We start from the raw sequence: 22064 nt of genomic DNA on the forward strand, positions 1-22064 counted from the left end.
AATGGATATCCGCGCCGCAGAAATCTCGAAGGTCATCAAGGACCAGATCGCCAATTTCGGCACCGAGGCAGAGGTCAGCGAGACCGGCCAGGTGCTGAGCGTGGGTGACGGCATCGCGCGCGTCCACGGCCTCGACAATGTCCAGGCGGGCGAAATGGTCGAGTTCGCCAATGGCGTTCAGGGCATGGCGCTCAACCTCGAAGCCGACAATGTCGGTATCGTGATCTTCGGCTCGGACTCGGAGATCAAGGAAGGCGACACCGTCAAGCGCACCGGCACCATCGTCGACGTTCCGGTCGGCAAGGGTCTGCTCGGCCGCGTCGTGGACGGCCTTGGCAACCCGATCGATGGCAAGGGCCCGATCGTGTCCGACCAGCGTTCGCGCGTCGAAGTGAAGGCGCCGGGCATCATCCCGCGCAAGTCGGTGCATGAGCCGGTGCAGACCGGCCTCAAGGCAATCGACGCGCTCGTCCCCGTCGGCCGTGGCCAGCGCGAGCTGATCATCGGCGACCGCCAGACCGGCAAGTCGGCCGTGGCGATCGACACCTTCATCAACCAGAAGACCGTCAACGCCGGCACCGACGAGAGCAAGAAGCTCTACTGCGTGTACGTCGCCGTCGGCCAGAAGCGCTCGACCGTCGCACAGCTCGTCCGCACGCTCGAAGAAAATGGCGCGATGGAATATTCGATCGTGGTCGCCGCGACCGCATCGGACCCCGCTCCGCTCCAGTTCCTCGCGCCCTACACCGGCTGCGCGATGGGCGAATATTTCCGCGACAACGGCATGCACGCCGTGATCGTTTATGACGATCTGTCGAAGCAGGCGGTTGCCTATCGTCAGATGTCGCTGCTGCTGCGCCGCCCGCCGGGCCGCGAAGCCTATCCGGGCGACGTCTTCTATCTGCACAGCCGCCTGCTCGAGCGCGCGGCGAAGCTGAACGAGGATAACGGCTCGGGCTCGCTCACCGCGCTCCCGATCATCGAAACCCAGGCAGGCGACGTGTCGGCCTACATCCCGACCAACGTGATCTCGATCACCGACGGCCAGATCTTCCTTGAAACCGACCTGTTCTTCGCGGGCATCCGTCCGGCGATCAACGTCGGCCTGTCGGTGTCGCGCGTCGGTTCGTCGGCACAGACCAAGGCGATGAAGAAGGTGTCGGGCTCGATCAAGCTCGAGCTGGCCCAGTATCGCGAAATGGCCGCGTTCGCGCAGTTCGGTTCGGACCTCGACGCCTCGACCCAGAAGCTGCTCAACCGCGGCGCGCGCCTGACCGAGCTGCTCAAGCAGCCGCAGTTCTCGCCGCTGCCGTTCGAGGAGCAGACCGTGTCGATCTTCGCCGGCACCAACGGCTATCTCGACAACATCCCGGTGGCCGATGTCGTGCGCTACGAAGCCGCGATGCTGAGCGAAATGCGCAGCAAGCATGCCGACATCCTGACCGCGATCCGCGAGAGCAAGGACCTGAGCGACGACACCAAGTCGAAGCTCAAGGACGCGCTCGCCGCGTTCGGCAAGACGTTCGCGTAAAGCAAAATAGCCCTCTCGCCGCTTGCGGGGAGAGGGTTGGGAGAGGGGCATGAAGGCTCCACTCTCGACTGCCCCTCTCCCCGGCCCTCTCCCCTGAAGGGGAGAGGGAGAAGGAAAGAAGAATGGCCTCTCTCAAGGCACTCAAAGTCCGGATCAACTCGGTCAAGTCGACCCAGAAGATCACCAAGGCGATGAAGATGGTCGCCGCCGCCAAGCTGCGCCGCGCGCAGGAAGCGGCGGAGGCCGGGCGCCCATATGCGCAGCGGCTTGAACAGGTCGTCGCCAGCCTCGCGTCGAAGGTCGCGGGCAGCCCCGGCATGTCGCCGCTGCTCGCCGGCACCGGCAAGGATCAGGTCCATCTGTTCGTCGTCGCGACGAGCGACAAGGGCTTGGCCGGCGCGTTCAACACCAACATCGCCCGCCTCGCCCGCCGCCGCGCGCAAGAGCTGATCGCGCAGGGCAAGACGGTGAAATTCTACACCATCGGTCGCAAGGGCCGCGCGGTGCTCAACCGGCTCTACCCGAACAATTTCGTGCACGGGATCGAACCCGGCGACCTCGGCAAGCTCGGCTTTGCCGACGCCCGCGGCTATGCCGACGACCTGATCGCCCGGTTCGAAGCCGGCGAGTATGACGTCGCGCACCTGTTCTACTCGAACTTCAAGTCGGTCCTGACGCAAGAGCCGACCGAGCAGCAGCTGATCCCGGTCAAGATTCCCGAGGTCGCCGCCGTCGAGGAAACCAACGCGGCGGTGGTCGAGTACGAGCCCGATGAGGAATCGATCCTCGAAGATCTGCTCCCGCGCAACGTCGCGATCCAGCTCTACCGCGCGATGCGTGAAAACGCTGCGTCGGAGCAGGGCAGCAAGATGACTGCGATGGACAACGCCACGCGCAACGCGGGCGACCTCATCAAGCGGCTGTCGATCCAGTATAACCGCGCGCGCCAGGCCGCGATCACGACCGAGCTGGTCGAGATTATCTCGGGCGCCGAGGCGCTGTGATTCGACCCCGCGCCCTTGTACTGTGCGCCTTGGCGCTGTCGGCCTGTGGACCGACAGCCAAGGAGCCGACCCTGCTCGAGCAGGAAGCGGCGCAGGAAAATCGCGTCGCGAGCCTGTCGGGCCTCGATCGCGTGTTCGAGGTTCCCGGCGCCGCGATCGACGCTGCGAATCTGTTCGATTTTCAGGTTGGACCCTATGCTCCGGCTCAAGGCTCTCCGGCCTTTCGCGCAATCGGCAAACCCGTGCTGATCTACGGGGAATCGCGCGAAACCGGCAATTTGGCTAGTTTCGTCGCCACCGGCTCGACGGCCGAGCAGATCGATGCCGTCACCTTCACGCTTACGATCAAGGACGACCGGGAACTGGATCTCACGCTGCGCCGCTTCGCGCGCGTCGTGCGGGGTTACCTCAAGCGTTTCGAGATCGACGGCGCCCAGGTCGAGGCCGCAGTCGAGGCGAACGACGCAGCGAAGGGCCAGTTGCCCGAGGGCATTTGGGAACTCTCCCGTACGCCCGCGAAGGGCAATCCCGACCAGCTGATCGTGACTTTCACCCGCCCGGGCGCTACCCGGCAATCCAGTTGAAACCCAAGGAACAGACGATGGCAACCGCAGCCCCGACCGCAGAAAAGCCCGCGCGTAAGCCCCGCGCGACGAAGCCCAAGACCGACACGACCGTGACGGCGCCCGTCGCCGCAACCGGCCAGGGCCGCATCGCGCAGGTGATCGGCGCGGTCGTCGACGTGGCATTCGACGGCGAACTGCCCGCGATCCTTTCGGCGCTCGAAACCGACAATAACGGCCAGCGCCTCGTCCTCGAAGTCGCGCAGCATCTGGGCGAGAACACCGTCCGCACGATCGCGATGGACTCGACCGAGGGCCTGACCCGCGGCCAGAACGTGACCGCCACCGGTGCGCAGATCCAGGTTCCCGTCGGCCCCGCGACGCTCGGCCGCATCCTCAACGTCGTCGGCGAGCCGATCGACGAACGCGGCCCGGTCGCGACCGATCTGCGCGCGCCGATCCATGCCAAGGCTCCCGAATTCGTCGATCAGTCGACCGAAAGCGCGATCCTCGTCACAGGCATCAAGGTCATCGATCTGCTCGCGCCGTACGCAAAGGGCGGCAAGATCGGCCTGTTCGGCGGCGCGGGCGTCGGCAAGACCGTGCTCATCCAGGAACTGATCAACAACATCGCCAAGGGCCATGGCGGCACCTCGGTCTTCGCGGGCGTCGGTGAGCGTACGCGTGAGGGCAACGACCTCTATCACGAATTCCTCGACGCCGGCGTTATCGCCAAGGACGCCGACGGCAACGCGATCAGCGAAGGGTCGAAGGTTGCGCTGGTCTATGGCCAGATGAACGAGCCGCCGGGCGCCCGCGCGCGCGTCGCGCTGTCGGGCCTGACGATCGCCGAATATTTCCGCGACGTCGAAGGCCAGGACGTGCTGTTCTTCGTCGACAACATCTTCCGCTTCACCCAGGCGGGCGCGGAAGTGTCGGCACTGCTCGGTCGTATTCCGTCGGCAGTGGGCTATCAGCCGACCCTGTCGACCGACATGGGCGCGCTGCAGGAGCGTATCACCTCGACCAACAAGGGGTCGATCACCTCGGTACAGGCCGTGTACGTCCCCGCGGACGATTTGACCGACCCGGCGCCTGCAACCTCGTTCGCCCACCTCGACGCGACCACGGTTCTCAACCGTGCGATCTCGGAACTCGGCATCTATCCGGCGGTGGATCCGCTGGACTCGACCAGCCGCGTGCTCGAGCCGCGCGTCGTCGGCCAGGAGCATTATGAAACCGCCCGCGCCGTCCAGTCGATCCTGCAGAAGTACAAGTCGCTGCAGGACATCATCGCGATCCTCGGCATGGACGAACTGTCGGAAGAGGATAAGCTGACCGTCGCCCGCGCGCGCAAGATCCAGCGCTTCCTCAGCCAGCCGTTCCACGTCGCCGAAGTCTTCACCGGCATCCCCGGCAAATTCGTTGCGATCGAAGACACGATCAAGTCGTTCAAGGCCGTGGTCAACGGCGAGTACGACCATCTGCCGGAAAGCGCCTTCTACATGGTCGGCGGCATCGACGACGTCGTCGCCAAGGCCCAGAAGATGGCCGCCGAGGCGTAAGCCCTCTTAAACCCCTCCCCTTCAGGGGAGGGGTTTGGGGTGGGGCAGTAATCACAGGGGCCGGGCGCGTGTTGATACGCCCCACCCCAACCCCTCCCCTGAAGGGGAGGGGCTAGGAAGAAGAACATGCTGCACTTCGAACTCGTGACCCCTGAAAAGCTGCTCCGCTCGGAGAACGTCCATATGGTGGTCGTTCCCGGCAGCGAGGGCGATTTCGGCGTGCTGGAGGGCCATGCGCCCTTCATGTCGACGATCCGCGACGGCAATATCGAAATCTACAAGACCGCTTCGAACCAATCGCCGGAGATCATCCGGGTCGAGGGCGGCTTTGCAGAAGTGAATGAAAAGGGGCTGACGGTCCTCGCCGAAAAGGCGGGCTAACCCCGCGTTACAGAATCGAAAATGGCCGCAGGGGCAACCCTGCGGTCATTTTCATGTCTGCGCGTCTTTTCACCCCCGGCGATAGGCCATCGCGGTTGCCCAGCTATCGGCATTGCCGCGCTCGACCTTCAGGGCGTCGCCAGTGCGGGTGAAGCGCAATCTGGCGACACCCATCTTGGTCGGCATCTCGAACGTCACGCTCTGCCCCTCGCGCGCCACTTCGGTGAAGGTGCTGGGCGGAATAGACGGCAAGGCGACGCGCAACCGTGCCTTGTCACCCGCCGTGTCGAACGCAAGCTCCGCCTTGGCTCCCTTCATCGCCGCGCTCGTGCCCTCCTCGCTGCACGCGATTCCCAGCTTGGTCTGTTCGCAAATCATCTCGAGTGCGTCGGTCTTCCAGGTCCCGCCCAGCCAGTCGAGCCGCCCCCCCGTCGCTGGCGCCGACGCCGCCGCCGCGACGACAGGTGCCGGTGCTGGCGCGGTCGCAAGCCCGGTCGGCGTGACAAGCATGGTGAAGAGCGAAACGAAGAATGCGAGCATGTGAGAAACCCCTGTGATCGACTGTCGCCCGGTTCTTCCCCTTGTTCGCCCCGTCCGGCTACGGTCAGGATCGGTCAGCGCGCCCGTTTGAAGACCCAGCGCATCGGCCTGGTCCCGTCCGCCAGCGCGGTCTCGGCGATCAGTTCGTCGCCGCGCCGCCAATATCGGATGCGTTGCGGATAATCATGCCCGGGATTGGCGAAGGTGATCCCCCTCGCCTCGCGCCCGCTCTCGCGAAACGGGACCGCAGGCGCGCCGCGCGGCGACCCGTAAAAGATCGCGACGCCATCCCCCAGCTCGATCCGCATATATTCAAAGTCGCGCGTCTTGCCGTCACGCACCGTCTGGCTCGTTCCCAGCATCGTGCCGCCACGCGCGGGCCCCCATAGTTCGCAGGTCTGGCGTCCGTTCGCGGGCTTTGTACACCATTCCCCCTCCAGCCAGGCCAGATTGGGCGCGGCGCCTGCTGCCGCCAGCAACACCATCATTCCCAGCATCGCTGAATCTCCCGCGCCGCAATCCGTTGATGGTTAGGAACTTGTCAAATCTTGGCGGCTATCCCCTTCCCTGTAGCGGATTTTGGGGAGCGAATGTGAGCGCATTTGGACGTCGCAGCGGACCCGGGGGAGCGCCGGGGCGTCCCGCCTTCGGTGTTGCACGCCCGATGCAGGGCGGCGGTACGGCGCGCCCGGCCGAGCCGGTGGGCGGCGAGCAATTCCCGCCGCTGCACGATGTCCCCCTCCCCGGCGCCAGCCAGCGCGAACCCGATCCGGTTCCGAGCGGCGGCACCACCGGCGGATCGCATTCGTCCAGCGAAGCGATGCAGCGACTCGCGGATCGCCAGTCGGCCTCCGCAGAGTCGGGCAGTTCGCGCCATGAGGGCTTCGAAGCCTCAATTCATCGAATCAAGGAACAGGTGCTCCCGCGCCTGCTCGAACGCGTCGATCCCGAAGCCGCGGCGACGCTCAGCAAGGACGAGCTCGCCGAGGAATTTCGCCCGATCATCGGCGAAGTGCTCGCCGAGCTGAAACTCACGCTCAATCGCCGCGAACAATTCGCGCTCGAAAAGGTGCTGGTCGACGAATTGCTCGGCCTTGGCCCGCTCGAGGAATTGCTGTCCGACAGTGCGATCAGCGACATCATGGTCAACGGCCCCGACCAGACCTTTGTCGAGCGCAAGGGCAAGTTGGAACTCGCGAATATCCAATTCCGTGACGAGGAACATCTGTTCCAGATCGCCCAGCGCATCTGCAACTCGGTCGGCCGCCGCGTCGATCAGACCACCCCGCTGGCCGACGCGCGCCTCAAGGACGGCAGCCGCGTCAACGTGATCGTGCCGCCGCTCAGCCTCAAGGGCACGGCGATCTCGATCCGCAAATTCTCCGACAAGCCGATCACGCTCGACATGATGGCGGGCTTCGGATCGATGTCGACCAAGATGGCGACGATGCTGAAGATTGCCGGTGCCTGCCGCTTCAACATCGTCATCTCGGGCGGCACCGGCTCGGGCAAGACGACGATGCTCAACGCCCTGTCGAAGATGATCGACCCGGGCGAACGCGTGCTGACGATCGAGGACGCCGCCGAACTTCGCCTGCAACAGCCGCACTGGCTCCCGCTCGAAACCCGCCCGCCGAACCTCGAGGGTCAGGGCGAGATCACCATCCGCGACCTGGTCAAGAACGCGCTGCGTATGCGCCCCGATCGCATCATCCTCGGCGAAATTCGCGGGTCGGAATGTTTCGACCTGCTCTCCGCGATGAACACCGGCCATGACGGCTCGATGTGCACGCTCCACTCCAACAGCCCGCGCGAATGCCTGGGCCGTATGGAGAACATGGTGATGATGGGCGACATCAAGATCCCCAAGGAGGCGATCAGCCGTCAGATCGCGGACTCGGTCGACCTGATCGTTCAGGTCAAGCGCCTGCGCGACGGCAGTCGCCGCGTCACCAACATCACCGAGGTGATCGGGATGGAGGGGCCCGTCATCGTGACGCAGGAACTCTTCAAGTTCGAATATCTGGACGAGAGCGCCGACGGCAAGATCATCGGCGAGTACCGGTCGATGGGCCTGCGCCCCTACACGCTCGAAAAGGCGCGTGCCTTCGGCTTCGACAATGCGTTGCTGGAAGCGTGCCTCTGAGGGTTTTGCTATCTGCGCTGGCGCGCAGCGGCGGTACCGGCCCGCTCCCCCACCCGGCCACCCACTTCGAGGTATCCTCGACGGGTGGCGGGGTGGGGGAGCGGGCCGGTACCGTCATCGCCGGCTATCCCGTCCGCCAACGGGACATTAACCACGCCTGCAACGGCTGGCGCGCTCGACCATGCGCTCTAGCATGGCGCACATGGATGTCCGCGCGCCCATGATCCTGTTTGCCGCCCTGATCGGCATCGTCACGCCCGCCGCGCAGCTCAACGCCGCGCCGCCGGCGATGCACCTGGCCGCCGATACCGAAGCGCGCTGGGTCCCGTTCGAGCTGACGGCGGGCAACCAGATCCGGTTCCGAACCCTGCTCAACGATCGCTGGGTCGATGCGATGCTCGACACCGGCGTCACCGACAGTGCCGTTTCCGCGCGCTTCGCCCGCGAGGCAGGGCTCAAGCCATTGGTGAAGGGCCGTGCCGACGCGATCGGGGGCAGCGTCGCGCTGTCTTGGACCGGGATCGATCGGGTCGAGGTGGGTGGTCTGGTCCGCACCGGCGGCCGGGTCGCGATCATCGATGCCGATCCGCGCGTTACCGGCGCGGCGCCGGTCGACCTGTTCGTCGGCTCCGACCTGCTCGCCGCGCACGCGCTGGAGATCGATTACGACGCTCAGCGCTTCCGCCTCCTCCCCAGCGGGCGGATGCCGTTTCGCGGCACCACCGTCCCGCTGCGGCTTGCCGATCGGACCGGCCTGTATCTCAGCGAGCTCGATCTTGGCGGTCGGTCGCATCGCCCGGTGATCGTCGATACCGGCGATGGCAGCATGGTGACGCTCACCCGCGCCGCCTGGCGGGCCAGCGCATCGCCGGTCGCGCGCACGACCACCGCCATCGCCTATGGGCTGGGCGGAACCGTGGAGAGCGAGGTAACGATCGTCCCCGCGCTCCGCCTTGCCGGGCTGGTCGCCCGGGAAGTGGAACTGCGCGTCGAGCCCGATACCGGCTTTTCGGCCCGCAAGGGCGCCGCCGGACGCATCGGCGGCGGCCTGTTGCGCCGCCACCGCGTGCTGCTCGATCCGCGCGCCGGCCGCATGGTGCTCGCACCCGGTGCCCGCGCCGATTGGCCCGTTACCCGCTCCACCAGCGGACTTTTGGTCGCGCAGGAAGGCACGCGGCTGAAGGTGCTCCATGTCATGCGAAACAGCCCCGCGGCAGAGTCGGGGTGGCGCGCCGGAGCGCAGATTTGCGCGATCGACGGGGTCGGCATTGCCGACGCCGAAACGAGCGCCATTCAGGGCTGGTCGGTCGGAACCCCGGGGCGCCAGGTACGGCTGACCCTGTGCGACGGCAGCGAGCGCAGCCTGACCCTCGCCCGCTTCTATTGAACTAGCCGCCCTTCAGCGCGAGTGCCGCGCCGGTGACCGCCAACAGGATCGCCAGCAACTGGATCAGCGTCCACGGCACCCAGCCGACCTTGTCGAGATCGTGCCGCCGCCCGCGTCGCCATTCGGCCAGCCCGCTCACGCCTGCAAGCGTGACCATCGCCCCCACCCCGATCCACAACGGCACTTGCATCGACCTCCGCCCCGCTTACACCTGAGTTCCAGAACAGAGAGGAGCCGATCATGCGCTACACCCTGCCCGTTATCGCCGTCACCGCGGCCGCCCTTGCCGCCGCCGCTGCCATCGGCGCGCCTCAGATGGCGACGCCGGGGGCCGATTTGAAGGCCGCGGTCGCCGCCTCAACCCGCAGCCCTGCGAATGTCGCGCGCGACAAATACCGCCACCCCGCCGAAACCCTCGCCTTTTTCGGGGTAAAGCCGAGCCAGACCGTCGTCGAATTGTGGCCGGGCGGCGGCTGGTACACCGAAATCCTCGCCCCCTATGTAACCAAGGGCGGCGGCACGCTTTATGCTGCGGCCCCCTGGCCCAACGGCGTCAAGGGAATCCAGACGCTCCAGGCAAAGGACGCGGCGACCTATGGCGCGGTCAAGCTCGCCGCTTTCCCCGCAGCGGAGGGGCAGCCGTCCGTTCCCGCCGGAAGCGCGGATGTCGTCCTCACCTTCCGCAACATCCACAATTGGAAGATGGGAACGACCGACCGCAGCGCCGAAGCGTTCAAGCAGATCTTCGCAATGCTCAAACCCGGCGGCACGCTCGGCATCGTCGAGCACCGGCTGCCCGAAGCGGCCGACGCGGCTCGGGAGAAGACCAGCGGCTATCTGAAGGTCTCGACCGTCCGCAAGCTGGCGGAAGAGGCAGGATTCAAGTTCGTCGCAGCGTCTGAAGTGAACGCCAATCCCAAGGACACCGCCGATTGGGAAAACGGCGTCTGGACGCTTCCGCCCAGCTATCGCCTCAAGGACGTCGATCGCGCCAAATATGAGGCGATCGGCGAGAGCGATCGCATGACGCTCAAATTCCGCAAGCCGAACCCGAGCGTGCGCGGGGGCTGACGGTCAGCGCGCCGCCGAGGATAAAGTCCAGGCGGCGCGCACCTGCTCGACGAACACCGGGCGGAATGCGCGCAGATCGGCCTGCGCGGCAGCCGAATCGGCACCTATTGTCGGTAGCCGGGCCAGCACCCCTTGCGCGGCCGCCGCGCTGAGCGTGCGCGCTACCGCCGGCGCGTCGCTCGTGCGCCGATAATGGGCAGCGATCGTCAGGAATCCGGCGATCCTGCCGCGCGACCATGGCGGCGTGGAAGCAAGAATCGCATAGGCGCGCCGATAGGCACGCCTCGCAGCCTCCGGCCGGTTCAATTCCTCGTCGTTCATCGCGAGCAGCAACAGGGCCGACGCGATCTTGGGATGATCGGCAGGGTAAATGGCCTCGAATATGGCGAGCGCGCTCGCCAGCATGGTCTGCGCTTCGGCAAGACGCCGCTGCTCGCGATACTGGATCCCCAGCGCCAGCTTCGTATTCGCGATATAGGGATGGTTCGGCGGCAACGACCTGGCAGCGCGGTTCAGCACCTCGCGATAGGCGGCTTCGGCACCGGCATCGTCACGCTCCAGCCCCAGCGCGCTGCCCAGATTCAGATATCCCCCGATCACGTCCGGGTGATCCGGTGCCAGCGACGCCTCCAATCCCGCCAACCCCCGCCTAAAATACGTTACAGCATCGCGCCCACGCTTCAGGCCGATCAGGCAGTGACCCAGATTGACATAGGCTGCGGCGACGAGGGGGTGGGTGGCCGGCAAGGTGCGGGCGCGGATATCGAGCGCCTCGCGCAGCGGCGCTTCCGCTTCGGCATAACGCCCCTGCATACTCAGATTCAGGCCCAGCGCGGTCAGGATGGTGCCGCTCGCGGGATCGTCGCCGGGCGAGCGGGATAATTGCGCGCGGGCACGGTTCAGCAACCCTTCGGCTTCGATCAGTTCGCCGCGCTCGCCCAGTGTCAGGGCCAGGTTCATCGCCGCGATCGCGATCCGGCGATCGCCGGGCGCCAGCATGCGTGATCGAATGTCGAGGGCGCGGCGAAATGCCGCCTCCGCGTCGGCAAAACGTGCAAGGCGGTGCAGGCTGATTCCCAATTGCGTCAGCGCCGCCGCGGTTTCGGGCGTATCCGGTCCGGAATGTTGCTCCGCGATCACCAATCCGCGGCGCGCAAAACGTTCGCCGCCCGTCAGGTCGCCGGCCATCGTCGCCAGATCGGATGCGAGCAGGATCATTGCCAGGCATCGCGATTCACCGGCGTCTGCGACCTCGCACTGCGCGATCAGGGGCCGCAGGGCGGCAAGCGCACCGGCATGATCGCCCCGCGCGAGCGCCGCCTTGATCGTATCCCCTGCCGCTTCACGCTGCGCCGCCGCCGCCGGCGGCACGACAAGCGCACCCGTCATCGTCAGGATCATCGGGAACCACATGGTGGCCCGATAGCGCCTCGCCGCACGCGGTGCTTCGGTGCAATCATGACGCGCTGGACCTCGGGCGGTCATTCGATCGGTCAGCCGCCCTTGTGCACCACCCCGGCGCGCATCACGAAACCGACCGATTTCAGCACGCGCACGTCCTTCAGCGGATCGCCGCTGACGGCGATAATATCGGCGCTCTTGCCGGGCTCGATGCTGCCGACGTCCTTGGCCAGCCCCAGCAGATCGGCGGCGTTGGTCGTGGCGGCGACGATCGCCTGCATCGGGGTCATCCCGTGCTTGACCATCAGCTCGAACTCATCGGCATTGCGACCGTGCTTCGATACGCCGGCATCGGTGCCGAATGCGACCTTGACCCCCGCCGGAACCGCTTTTTCCAGCGCCTTGCCGGTGATCGAGATGCGCCAGTCGATCTTCGCGCGCACCGCGGGCGGATAGGCGTTCGGATCCTTGGCGATCCGCTCCAGATAGCCGTTCACGGTCGACAGGGTCGGGACATAATAGGCGCGGCTCCTGGCGAACTGTGCGATCGTCGCATCGTCCATCAGCGTGCCATGCTCGATCGAATCCGCGCCCATCTTCAGCGCCAGCGCGACGCCGTCGGCGCCATGGGCATGGACCGCGACCTTCTTGCCATAGAGGCGTGCGGTCTCGACGATCGCCTGCGCCTCGTCGTCGAACATCTGTTTGCCCAGGCCCGCGCCGATCCGGCTGTTGACGCCGCCCGTGGTCGCAATCTTGATGACATCGACCCCACGCGCGACCTGATTGCGCACCGCCTTGCGGCATTCCGCCGGGCCGTCGCACAAATTCTCGGTATTGATCGCGGCGTGCAGGTCCTCGACCACCCCCAGCCGCCGGTCCATATGGCCCGAGGTCGTCGAGATCGACCGCCCCGCATCGACGATGCGCGGCCCCACCGCCCAGCCGCGCGCAATCGCCTCACGCAGCGCCAGCGTCGCGCCGTCGTCGCCCAGGTTCCGGACAGTGGTGAATCCCGCCATCAGCGTCTTGTGCGCGTTCCACAGCGCCTCGTAAGCGCCGAGTTCCTTGCTCTCGGTGAACCCGGCCAGCAGCCCTTCCTGCCCCGCGCGATCCGAACCCAGATGGACATGGCTGTCGATCAGCCCGGGCAGCACCGTCTTGTCCTTGAGATCGATCACCGGCGCCTGGCCCAGGGGCATGACATGACCGTCATAGACGCCGATGATCGTGCCGTCCTTGACCGCGATGGTGCTGGCCCCGCGCGGCGCCTGTCCCGGCCGGTCGAGCAGCGACCCGGCATGGATGTAGCGGTCCACCGACGCAGACGTTTGTGCGAGTGCAGACCCCGCGAGCAGGCTGGCGGCGGCGAGTGCGGCCCAGGATTTCATGCTGTTCCCCTTCATTGCGAAGGAGAAAGCTATGCAGCTCAGCCGAGCTTGTCGACCTGATCCTTGAGCGCCGAAAGCTGCGCCTTCAGCGCCGCGATCTCGTCATCCTTGCTCTTTTCGGGAGCCGCCGTACCGGGCGCGGTCCCGACCGGTGCCGCGCCAGGCTTGAACGCCTCGGCCGCCGCTTCGAACATCTGCATGTTGCGCTTGGCGATCTCGGCAAAGGGCGAATTGGCGAATGCGCCTTCGACTGCAGTCTTGAACTGCTCCTGATTGCGGCGAAAGCTCTCCATCGACGCTTCGAGATAGCCGGGGACCATCGCCTGCATACTGTCGCCATAGAGCGCGATGAGCTGGCGCAGGAAGTTCACCGGCAGCAATGTCTGGCCGCGCGCTTCCTCTTCCATGATGATCTGCGTCAGGACGTTGTGGGTGATGTCCTCCTCGCTCTTGGCATCGATGACCTTGAAGTCGCGCCCTTCGCGCGTCATCGCGGCGAGATGGTCGAGCGTGATGTAGGACGAGGTTTCGGTGTTGTAGAGTCGCCGGTTCGCGTATTTCTTGATGATGACCGGGCCGTCGGTATTCGCGGTCTTCTTCATGCTGGCCCCCAAAGGTGTCTGATATGTCCCTAACACCTTTCCTTGCCGCATCGCAACACGGACCGCGCCCGCTGCCGCTGTTTCTGGAATTGCTGCGCAGCGAGACCGCACAATCGCCCGATCGCCGCGCCGCCGCGCTGGCAGGGCTCGCCGCCTATCAGGCCGCGCGCCGCCCCCGTCCGCGCAAGCCGATGCCGGTCGTCGCTCAGGCCGGGCGGGCGGTGCTGCGCGATTATGGCGGTACCGGAACTCCGGCGATATTCGTCCCCTCGCTCATCAATCCGCCGATGATCCTCGACATGCGCTATCGCCGCTCGCTGCTGCGCTGGATGTCGCGGCGCGGAGTCCGGCCATTGCTGGTCGACTGGGGCACGCCCACCCCCGCCGACCGCGCGCAGGACGCGGCGCAGCATATCGAGGAGATGCTGATCCCCTTGCTCCGCAGCATCGGCGAGCCGGTGGCGCTGGTCGGCTATTGCCTCGGCGGCACCTTTGCTGCTGCAGCGGCAAGCGCCGTGCCGGTGCGCGGCCTCGCGATGATCGCGACGCCCTGGCGGTTCTCCGGCTTCTCGCCGGAAGCGCTTGAGCGGATCGATTCACTCTGGCACGCCGCGCACGATAGCTGCGACCGGCTCGGGCTGGTCCCGATGGAGGTGCTCCAGACCGGCTTCTGGCAGCTCGACCCGGGCCGCACCATCGCCAAGTACGAGCGCTTCGGACGGCTCGACCCGGCCAGCCCAGCTGCCAGAACCTTCGTCGCGATGGAGGATTGGGCGAATGCGGGCGCGCCGCTCACCTATGCCGCAGGGCGCCAGATCTTCGACGATTTCTTCGCGACCGATCTGCCTGGGCAGGCACGCTGGCGGGTTGCCGGAACGATCGTCGACCCGCACGCCCTGCCCTGCCCGACGGTCGAGTTCGTCTCGCTCACCGACCGGATCGTTCCCGCCACCAGCGCCGCCGGGCTTGCCGACCGACGCGAGCTTCGGCTCGGCCATGTCGGCATGATGGTCGGCTCCTCGGCCCGCCAGTCTCTCTGGCAACCGCTTGCGGACTGGCTAACCGCGCTTCCTGCCCCTAGATAGCCCGCAAAGGACCCCAGCAGGAGCTATTCCATGACCGAAGCCGTGATCGTCGCCGCCAAGCGCACCCCCGTCGGCAGCTTCCTCGGCGCGTTCGCATCGACCCCCGCGCACGAGCTGGGCCGCATCGCGATCGAAGCCGCGCTCGCACAGGCGGGCGTGAAGGGCGATGAGGTTTCCGAAGTGATCCTCGGCCAGGTGCTCACCGCCGCGCAGGGCCAGAACCCCGCGCGCCAGGCATCGATGGCGGCGGGCGTCCCCGAGGAAGTTCCCGCATGGGGCGTCAACCAGGTCTGCGGATCGGGCCTCCGCGCCGTCGCGCTCGCGGCGCAGGCGATCCAGACCGGTGACGCGACCATCGTCGTCGCGGGCGGGCAGGAATCGATGTCGATGTCGGCCCATGCGCAGACGCTGCGCGCGGGCGCCAAGATGGGCGATGTCGCGCTGGTCGATACGATGATCAAGGACGGCCTGACCGACGTGTTCAACGGCTATCACATGGGCATCACCGCCGAGAATCTGGCCGAACAATATCAGGTGACCCGCGGCGAGCAGGATGAATTCGCCGTCCGCTCGCAGAATCTCGCCGAACAGGCGCGCGCCGACGGCAAGTTCAAGGACGAGATCGCCCCGGTCACGCTCAAGACCCGCAAGGGCGAGACGGTCGTCGACCAGGACGAATATATCCGCGCGGGCGCCACGCTCGACGGTGTCAGCGGCCTGCGCCCCGCGTTCAAGAAGGACGGCACCGTCACCGCCGCCAACGCCTCGGGCATCAATGATGGCGCCGCTGCGCTCGTGGTGATGAGCCGAGAGGAAGCCGAAAAGCGCGGCGCACCGATCCTGGCCACGATCAAGAGCTGGGCAACTGCAGGCGTCGATCCCTCGATCATGGGCATCGGCCCCGTCCCCGCGACAAAGAAGGCACTCGCCAAGGCGGGATGGAGCATCGCCGATCTCGATCTGATCGAGGCGAACGAAGCCTTTGCGGCGCAGGCGCTGTCGGTCGGCAAGGAACTCGGCCTCGACCCCGACAAGGTCAACGTCAATGGCGGCGCGATCGCCATCGGCCACCCGATCGGCGCGAGCGGCGCGCGCGTGCTGACGACGCTCCTCTACGAAATGCAGCGCCGCGACGCCAAAAAGGGACTCGCGACTCTGTGCATCGGCGGCGGCATGGGCATCGCCATGTGCGTGGAGCGGTAATGCCTTGGCGGGCGCGCGGTCCGGTCGCGCGCCCGATCAGTCGATCCGCTTGATCCGCGCGGACCGCAGTCCGTTGACCGATCCCATGAAACTGCCCAGCGCCGCGCGGCGTATCGTGATTGTATCGCCCGTCTTTGGTTCGGCCGAAGGGAAGTTCTCCAGCGTCTGCCAGGTCGATCCGTCCTCCAGCTTGATCGTCCAGCGGTCGTAGCCGCTGCGCCACGCACGATCGATTTTGGCGGTGATCTCCTTGATCTCCTCGCGCTCCTCCTCATCGTCGTCGCCACCGAACAGCTTGATCTTGGGGATCGATATCCCGAACAGGCGTCGCCGCGTGTCGCGCACCGACTCCCGCGTGACCACGACGATCTCCTTCTTGTCGCGCGCCTCTTGCAGTGCAGCGACGGCCGAATCAAAGCAGGCGAGTCGCGCCGCCGCATCGGTAATCGCCCGGCATTTGGTCACGTCTTCGACCAATGCGGAGGGCTTACCCTCCTGCGCGCTGGCGGTGGCCGCCACGCTTCCGATTGCCGTTGCCAATAGGATCAGGCGCATCACGAACTCCCTCCCTGTTCGACCATATTCAGCCGATTCTGGATGGGGGACAGGCTGCCACGCTCCGGCACGGACCGCCACCCCAAAGCCAATGTTTCGAATATGTGTCGAATTTGTCACACCGGATACGAAAATCCATGACAGGGTGCTTATCGCATTGCGGCAAAGATGAACCGCAACTTACAACTCCCCGCAGCGTCCGCAGCCGGGCAACCGGTAGCTGGGCCAACCGCATGACCAATCCACGGTCTGTCTTAGGGGGTTTAAAACCTATGAAATCTGTTTTCCGCACTCGCCTGATGGCATCGACGCTGCTGATCGGCGCGTCGATGGCGGCGGCTCCTGCGTTCGCGCAGGTAACGGACGGCGCGCAAGAAGAAGATGCGCCCACCACCGTCACCATCACCGGCACCCGCATTGCGCGCCCCGATCTGGAAGCGCCCAGCCCCGTCACCACCGTTTCGGCCGAGCAGATCGCTCTGACCGGTACGCAGACGCTCGAAAACCTCGTCAACGAACTGCCGCAGGTCATTCCGGGCAACACCCGCGTGTCGAACAACTCGGGCGGTGAGAACTTCGCCACCCTCGACCTGCGTGGCCTTGGCCCGGGTCGCACGCTCATCCTGCTGAATGGTGAGCGTCTCCCGGCTTCGACCACCACCGGCGTCACCGACATCTCGCAGATCCCGGTCGGCCTGATCCAGCGTGTCGACGTTGTGACCGGCGGCGCATCGGCCGTTTACGGTTCGGACGCGATCGCGGGCGTCGTCAACTTCATCCTTCGTGACGATTACGAGGGCATGGAGCTGACCGCGCAGACCAACGTTTCCGAAGAAGGCGTTGGCTTCAACCACTCGATCTCGGGCATGTTCGGCGGCAACTTCGCCGACGGCAAGGGCAACATCACGCTGTACGCGTCGTATTTCGATCGCGACGCGGTGAGCCAGAGCCGCTTCGATTACTCGCGCGTTGCTGGCGCTCTCGTCTATGACAGCTCGCGCGGCGAAACGATTATCATCGACGACGCAAGTGAATACAACGCCGCAACGATGACGATCGTCGCGGGCGGTGGTTCGGCGACCCCGGCTTGGGGAACGATTACCACCAATACCTCGACCAACCCGTTCAACTCGGCGATCCTGAACACCTATCCGGGCTTCGCCGCAGGCAACACCCCGGCAGGCTGCACCCGTTCGACCTCGACGCTGACGTTCAACGCGGCAGGTCAGCTCTCGCCGACCTTCGGCAGCGGCGCCTGCACCGTAGGTGATGGCCCGGAGCGTGCTTATGGCTCGTCGCGCTACAACTATGCCCCGGCGAACTATCTGATCACGCCCTATGATCGCCTGAACTTCTCGGCGCTCGGCAGCTATGAGCTGGGCGATGACACGATGTTCCGCTTCTACAGCTCGTTCACCCAGGCAAACCAGCAGGTCAACCTGGCGCCGACGCCTGCGACGGGCATCTCCGTGCCGTACAACTCGCCGCTGATCCCGGCCGATCTGGCTGCGGCTCTGGCGACCCGTCCGGACCCGACGGCACCATTCACGATCAACCGTCGTTTCACCGAAACCGGCCCGCGTGACGGTCGTTTCAAGACCAACTCGTTCAACATCCGCGGCATCGTGGAGCATGATCTGGGCGGTGGCTGGAACCTCAATGCAATCGCCAGCTTCGGTCGCGTCGATAACGCCATTCGCGGCATCGGCAACATCAACCGCACCGCGGTGGCCCAGGGTCTCGCTGGCTGCCCGACCGGTTCGCTGCCGGGCTGCGTGCCGATCGACATCTTCGGTCAGAACACCCTGACGCCGACGATGGTCAACTTCGTCCAGGTCGACACCCAGAGCCAGGAAACGTTCGAGCAGGTCCGCGCTGCGGTCAACCTGGCCGGCGAGCTCTTCGAGCTTCCGGGTGGTGCGGCCGGCGTCGCGGTTGGTGCGGAATACCGCAAGGACACCGGCGCGACCGTCGTCGATGCCAACATGGCGAGCGGTAACATCTACGGCTTCAACGCTGCTCAGTCGATCAGCGGCTCGATCAACGTGAAGGAGTTCTACGGCGAAGTTCGTCTGCCGATCCTCGGCGGCGATGGCTTCCCGGATCTCCTCGCGATCGGTGCCGGTGCCCGCTATTCCGACTATTCGTCGATTGGCGGCCTGTTCAACTGGAAGGCCGAAGCGGAGTTCGCGCCGATCAAGGAAGTTCGCTTCCGCGGTACGTACAACCGTGCGGCACGCGCACCGAACGTGTTCGAGCTGTTCCAGAACGGTGACCAGGGCTTCTACAGCTATGTCGATCCCTGCAACGCGGGCGCAACCCGTGATGCCACCGAGGAAGCGAACTGCGCAGCCTTCGGCGTTCCCGCCGGTGCGCTGCCTGGCTTCGCCCAGATCAACTCGCAGGCACAGGGCTTCTCGTTCGGCGATCCGACGCTGACCGAGGAAAAGGCTGAAACCTGGACGATCGGCGCGGTGATCTCGCCGGGTCGTGTTCTGGGTGGTCAGCTCAACCTGACGATCGACTATTACAACATCGAACTGACCAACCGCATCGCTGGCCAGTCGCCGCAGTTCTACCTGAACCAGTGCTACAGCCAGTCGATCGCTTCGGCGTGCGCCAACATCACTCGCGACCCGGCAACGGGTCAGGTGACGGCGGTCAACGTCGGTCGTCTGAACAGCCCGACCCCGCTGACCACGGCTGGTGTCGACGTTGGTTTCGACTGGTCGGTTCCGGTGGGTGACGGCGCGCGCGTCTTCATCAGCAACCTGACCACCTATGTCGACACGTACGACATCGGCGGCACCGAATATGCCGACACGGCCGAAGGCGGTCTCGGCGGCGTGACGTTCCGCTGGGCCAACACCGCGACGGTCGGCTATCGCAACGACCGGTTCACCGGTCAGGTGCGCTATGTGTGGCGTCAGGGCGGTCGTCAGGACTATACCGGTGGCACCTTCTCGGGCTACTTCGACGATGCACGCGGTCGCATCCCCGATCTGCATCTCGTGAACCTGTCGCTCCGCTATGCGGTCACCGACAATTTCGAGATCACGGGCATCGTGAACAACCTGCTCGACAAGTTCCCGCCGCAGACTGCGGGCGGCTATTTCGAGCAGGCCAACACCAACATCAACTTCTACGACGCCTACGCGCTGGGCCGGAACTTCACCTTCCAGGCGAAGATCAAGCTCTGATCGTTTCGATCAAGTCGAACTACGGACGGCGGGGAGAAATCCCCGCCGTCTTTTTTGCGTCCGGCACAGCGGGTGCCAAATAGCGCTCGAATGCGGGAAAGGGCGGCGCCTCAGCGCGCGGGAACGACGTCGAAAGCAACCGTCAGCCGCTCCGCATCTCCGGCAAAGGGCAAGGTTCCGTGCCACATCGACGACGGGAACAGCGCCAAAGCGCCGACCTGGGGTGTGATGATGCGGCGTGGCGCAAGATCGAGTTCCAACTCGTCCGGCGGAGCGCCCAGCTGAAGCGCCCCGGCATCGGCCCCATCGGCCGGATCATGCGGCGGCAGCGCAAAATAGCAGGCCGAGCTGATCCAGCCTTCGGAATGGACATGGTTGATATGATAGCCCGAGCGGCGCAACCGCACCGACCAGGAGCCGGAGAAACGGAAATCTGCGGACTTGCGGTTCAGCATCGGATGCCCGGCATCATCGGGCAGGCCGTCGATATAGCGGCCGACCGCGCGTCCGATCATCGCCTTCAATTCGGCGATTTCGGGTTCCGGGCGCGTGAACAACGCCCCCGCCGTCTGCGTCCCGTTGCGCAGCGTCTGGTCCGCGGGATGGTGACGGGTAATGTGCATACGCCGCAGGACAGCCGCCATGCGCGCCGCAAATTCAGCTGCCTCGCCGGTATCGGGCGCCAGCTGGATCAGCGCGACGTGCCGCTCATAGTCGTGCAGCCATCGCTCGCGCGGGTCGTCCAGCAGCCGCCACGCCGTCCCCAGATAGGCCCAGGCCAGCTGATTGGCGGGATCGGCATCGCAGCACGCCTGCGCCTCCCCCGCCGCGCGCGCCGGATCGCGGCGGCGCAACAGATGCCGGGCCAGCGCGACACGATAGTCCGAATGCCCGCCCCACGCGCCCTGCGCCGCCGCGAATGCTGCGTCGGCCTCGTCAAGCTGGCCCTCCTCGCTATGGGCCATTGCGCGCGCCAGATGCAGCGTCGGCGTTCCCCCCGTCGCCGCGATACCGCGCGCCGCGACCTGCGCGGCATCGCGATACTGGCGAAACCCGTTCAGCGCCGCGCACCAGCTCTCCCAGACCGTTGCTTCGCGCGGATAGGACCTCGCGAGCGCGGCGAAACTCTCGAACGGATCGCGATCGATGCCGAACTCCCATATCAGCCGCGCCCGTGCATGATGACCCGTCATATAGGCGGGCGCAGAGACGGTCAGCCCGTCCAGCAGCGCCAATGCGCCGTCGACATCGCCCAGTTCGATCAGTGCCGCCGCGCGATTATTCGCCAGTTCCGGGCTGTTGAGACCAGCCGAGCGCGCGTTATCATAAGCGATGAGGGCGCCGCGCGGGTCTCCTGCGGCATTCAGCGCGACTCCCAGATGCAAGGATGTGGCCGCCCGCGCCGGGTCGATCGCTTGCGCCTTGCGCAGCATTGCCACGGCCTCGGCGTGATCGCCCCGCTGCCGCAGCGTATTGCCCAGGCTGACATGGGCCAGCGCCGATCGCGGCGCGATCCTGCACGCCGCGCGCAGCCATTCGATCGCGGCGTCATAATCGCCGCGGCTCGCCGCCAGTTGCCCACGATTGATATAGGGATCGACATAGGCGGGATCGGCGGAAATCGCGTTGGCATAGGCCGCGTCGGCGTCGGCATCCTCCTTCAGGTCGCGCAGGATATTGCCAAGGACGTTGCCAAGCTGCGGCGTAAAGGCGCCGGCAGCGATTCCACGGCGCAAGACATCGCGTGCGCCCTCCAGATTGCCAGCGGCCCGCTCGACCATCGCGGCCAGCTGAACGACCGTCGCGTCACCCGCATGGCTCGAAAGAAGAGGCGCGATCGCCGTACGCGCAGCCACCACCTCACCGCGCTGGACGTTCGTGTGAATTGACTGGAGTTCGGATGCGAGCGCGGGCGGGATCATAACCCTGATCCTCGCCCGTTCACTCCGTCGGGTCAACGCATCCGAAATTACCCCTGGCCGTCAGCGCGCGCTGGTGCGGACCTGCTCATAGGGGACGAAATCGCCGAGACGGACATAGCCAGCCGGCGTGCCGGCGACATTGTCGGCCAGTTCAAGCGCCTGACCGCTGCACAGCTGCGAACCATAGACCTTGCGGTACAGGCTCGTATCGGTGCCCAGGCTCTCAGTGCCCGACCGTGGGCGGTTCACGTAAAGCTTATTGCCACGCCGGAACACGATCGCGGTGCCCTCCACAACCGAAGCCATGGCAGGGGTCGCCAGGCAGCTCACCGGCTCCCGCTCGACCAGTCCATCGACGAGGATCGCAAGCTTGGCCTCACCGTCGAGGGCCGGTTCCTGATCTGCCGCTGCCATGCCCGGCAGAACGATGGCGGAAAGGGCGGCCGCTACAAGCATCTTACGCATATGAGTCACTCCCTGTTGCATATCGAGCGGGGCAGATGTCAGGCCACGCCAG

General features: G+C 65.8%; 20 protein-coding genes. 11 read left to right on the forward strand and 9 right to left on the reverse strand.

All coding sequences use genetic code 11. The features are described 5' to 3' along the window. Position 1: 1 nt before the first annotated feature. The 5 genes from atpA to FPZ54_RS08225 all read left to right on the forward strand — a co-directional run bounded on the left by atpA (position 2) and on the right by FPZ54_RS08225 (position 5044). On the forward strand, positions 2 to 1531 hold the full coding sequence (atpA, locus tag FPZ54_RS08200; protein ID WP_145846322.1) for a F0F1 ATP synthase subunit alpha: 1530 nt from the start codon (positions 2 to 4) through the stop codon (positions 1529 to 1531). 122 nt (positions 1532 to 1653) lie between these two features. After that, the gene (locus FPZ54_RS08205; RefSeq protein WP_145846323.1) at positions 1654 to 2535 is read left to right on the forward strand and encodes a F0F1 ATP synthase subunit gamma; all 882 of its coding nucleotides are present in this window, start codon (positions 1654 to 1656) and stop codon (positions 2533 to 2535) included. Next, positions 2532 to 3119 carry a hypothetical protein gene (locus FPZ54_RS08210; RefSeq protein WP_186456960.1) on the forward strand — a complete coding sequence of 196 codons (588 nt, stop codon included), beginning with the start codon at positions 2532 to 2534 and terminating at the stop codon, positions 3117 to 3119. The genes FPZ54_RS08205 and FPZ54_RS08210 overlap by 4 nt, the downstream gene beginning before the upstream one ends. 17 nt (positions 3120 to 3136) lie before the next feature. Then, positions 3137 to 4663: a F0F1 ATP synthase subunit beta gene (gene atpD, locus FPZ54_RS08215; RefSeq protein ID WP_239019763.1), complete on the forward strand. Its 1527-nt coding sequence runs from the start codon at positions 3137 to 3139 to the stop codon at positions 4661 to 4663. Positions 4664 to 4789: 126 nt separating this feature from the next. Continuing rightward, positions 4790 to 5044: an ATP synthase F1 subunit epsilon gene (locus tag FPZ54_RS08225; protein ID WP_145846328.1), complete on the forward strand. Its 255-nt coding sequence runs from the start codon at positions 4790 to 4792 to the stop codon at positions 5042 to 5044. Positions 5045 to 5113: 69 nt separating this feature from the next. Here the strand turns inward: FPZ54_RS08225 and FPZ54_RS08230 are convergent, their stop codons facing one another. Next, a complete protein-coding gene (locus FPZ54_RS08230; protein WP_145846330.1) occupies positions 5114 to 5584 on the reverse strand; it encodes a hypothetical protein in 471 nt (156 codons plus the stop codon). A 74-nt stretch (positions 5585 to 5658) separates the two neighbouring features. Then, positions 5659 to 6081 carry a DUF6265 family protein gene (locus tag FPZ54_RS08235; RefSeq protein WP_145846332.1) on the reverse strand — a complete coding sequence of 141 codons (423 nt, stop codon included), beginning with the start codon at positions 6079 to 6081 and terminating at the stop codon, positions 5659 to 5661. Between the two features lie 95 nt (positions 6082 to 6176). Between FPZ54_RS08235 and FPZ54_RS08240 the strand changes: the two genes are divergently transcribed. Together FPZ54_RS08240 and FPZ54_RS08245 are read left to right on the forward strand one after the other, a co-directional pair. Next, a complete protein-coding gene (locus FPZ54_RS08240; protein ID WP_186456961.1) occupies positions 6177 to 7730 on the forward strand; it encodes a TadA family conjugal transfer-associated ATPase in 1554 nt (517 codons plus the stop codon). 193 nt (positions 7731 to 7923) lie between these two features. Then, the gene (locus tag FPZ54_RS08245; RefSeq protein ID WP_145846334.1) at positions 7924 to 9117 is read left to right on the forward strand and encodes an aspartyl protease family protein; all 1194 of its coding nucleotides are present in this window, start codon (positions 7924 to 7926) and stop codon (positions 9115 to 9117) included. Position 9118: 1 nt separating this feature from the next. Here the strand turns inward: FPZ54_RS08245 and FPZ54_RS08250 are convergent, their stop codons facing one another. Next, positions 9119 to 9307: a hypothetical protein gene (locus FPZ54_RS08250; RefSeq protein ID WP_145846336.1), complete on the reverse strand. Its 189-nt coding sequence runs from the start codon at positions 9305 to 9307 to the stop codon at positions 9119 to 9121. 50 nt (positions 9308 to 9357) lie between these two features. Here FPZ54_RS08250 and FPZ54_RS08255 point away from each other — a divergent pair, with 50 nt between their 5' ends. After that, on the forward strand, positions 9358 to 10188 hold the full coding sequence (locus FPZ54_RS08255; RefSeq protein WP_145846338.1) for a class I SAM-dependent methyltransferase: 831 nt from the start codon (positions 9358 to 9360) through the stop codon (positions 10186 to 10188). Between the two features lie 3 nt (positions 10189 to 10191). Here the strand turns inward: FPZ54_RS08255 and FPZ54_RS08260 are convergent, their stop codons facing one another. The 3 genes from FPZ54_RS08260 to phaR all read right to left on the reverse strand — a co-directional run bounded on the left by FPZ54_RS08260 (position 10192) and on the right by phaR (position 13582). Beyond that, positions 10192 to 11601 carry a tetratricopeptide repeat protein gene (locus FPZ54_RS08260; protein ID WP_186456962.1) on the reverse strand — a complete coding sequence of 470 codons (1410 nt, stop codon included), beginning with the start codon at positions 11599 to 11601 and terminating at the stop codon, positions 10192 to 10194. Positions 11602 to 11681: 80 nt separating this feature from the next. Beyond that, positions 11682 to 12980 (reverse strand): metal-dependent hydrolase family protein, encoded by a 1299-nt coding sequence (locus FPZ54_RS08265; RefSeq protein WP_145846341.1) that lies wholly within the window; start codon positions 12978 to 12980, stop codon positions 11682 to 11684. 38 nt (positions 12981 to 13018) lie between these two features. After that, on the reverse strand, positions 13019 to 13582 hold the full coding sequence (gene phaR, locus FPZ54_RS08270) for a polyhydroxyalkanoate synthesis repressor PhaR (RefSeq protein ID WP_145846342.1): 564 nt from the start codon (positions 13580 to 13582) through the stop codon (positions 13019 to 13021). A 23-nt stretch (positions 13583 to 13605) separates the two neighbouring features. Here phaR and FPZ54_RS08275 point away from each other — a divergent pair, with 23 nt between their 5' ends. Then, a complete protein-coding gene (locus tag FPZ54_RS08275; RefSeq protein ID WP_145846344.1) occupies positions 13606 to 14667 on the forward strand; it encodes an alpha/beta fold hydrolase in 1062 nt (353 codons plus the stop codon). 30 nt (positions 14668 to 14697) lie between these two features. Continuing rightward, the gene (locus FPZ54_RS08280) at positions 14698 to 15870 is read left to right on the forward strand and encodes an acetyl-CoA C-acetyltransferase (protein WP_145846346.1); all 1173 of its coding nucleotides are present in this window, start codon (positions 14698 to 14700) and stop codon (positions 15868 to 15870) included. A 36-nt stretch (positions 15871 to 15906) separates the two neighbouring features. Here FPZ54_RS08280 and FPZ54_RS08285 read toward each other — a convergent pair whose 3' ends face one another. Then, positions 15907 to 16428 carry a hypothetical protein gene (locus FPZ54_RS08285; RefSeq protein WP_186456963.1) on the reverse strand — a complete coding sequence of 174 codons (522 nt, stop codon included), beginning with the start codon at positions 16426 to 16428 and terminating at the stop codon, positions 15907 to 15909. A 101-nt stretch (positions 16429 to 16529) separates the two neighbouring features. Here FPZ54_RS08285 and FPZ54_RS08290 point away from each other — a divergent pair, with 101 nt between their 5' ends. Continuing rightward, positions 16530 to 19625, forward strand: a complete 3096-nt coding sequence (locus FPZ54_RS08290; RefSeq protein ID WP_186456964.1) for a TonB-dependent receptor plug domain-containing protein — start codon at positions 16530 to 16532, stop codon at positions 19623 to 19625. A gap of 110 nt (positions 19626 to 19735) precedes the next feature. On the opposite strand, the gene FPZ54_RS08295 is transcribed toward FPZ54_RS08290, so the two are convergent. Continuing rightward, positions 19736 to 21547: a putative 2OG-Fe(II) oxygenase gene (locus tag FPZ54_RS08295; protein ID WP_145846350.1), complete on the reverse strand. Its 1812-nt coding sequence runs from the start codon at positions 21545 to 21547 to the stop codon at positions 19736 to 19738. Positions 21548 to 21607: 60 nt separating this feature from the next. Continuing rightward, on the reverse strand, positions 21608 to 22012 hold the full coding sequence (locus tag FPZ54_RS08300; RefSeq protein WP_145846351.1) for a hypothetical protein: 405 nt from the start codon (positions 22010 to 22012) through the stop codon (positions 21608 to 21610). Between the last annotated feature and the right edge of the window lie 52 nt (positions 22013 to 22064).

Source organism: Sphingomonas suaedae (genome assembly GCF_007833215.1).
Lineage (GTDB): Bacteria > Pseudomonadota > Alphaproteobacteria > Sphingomonadales > Sphingomonadaceae > Sphingomonas > Sphingomonas suaedae.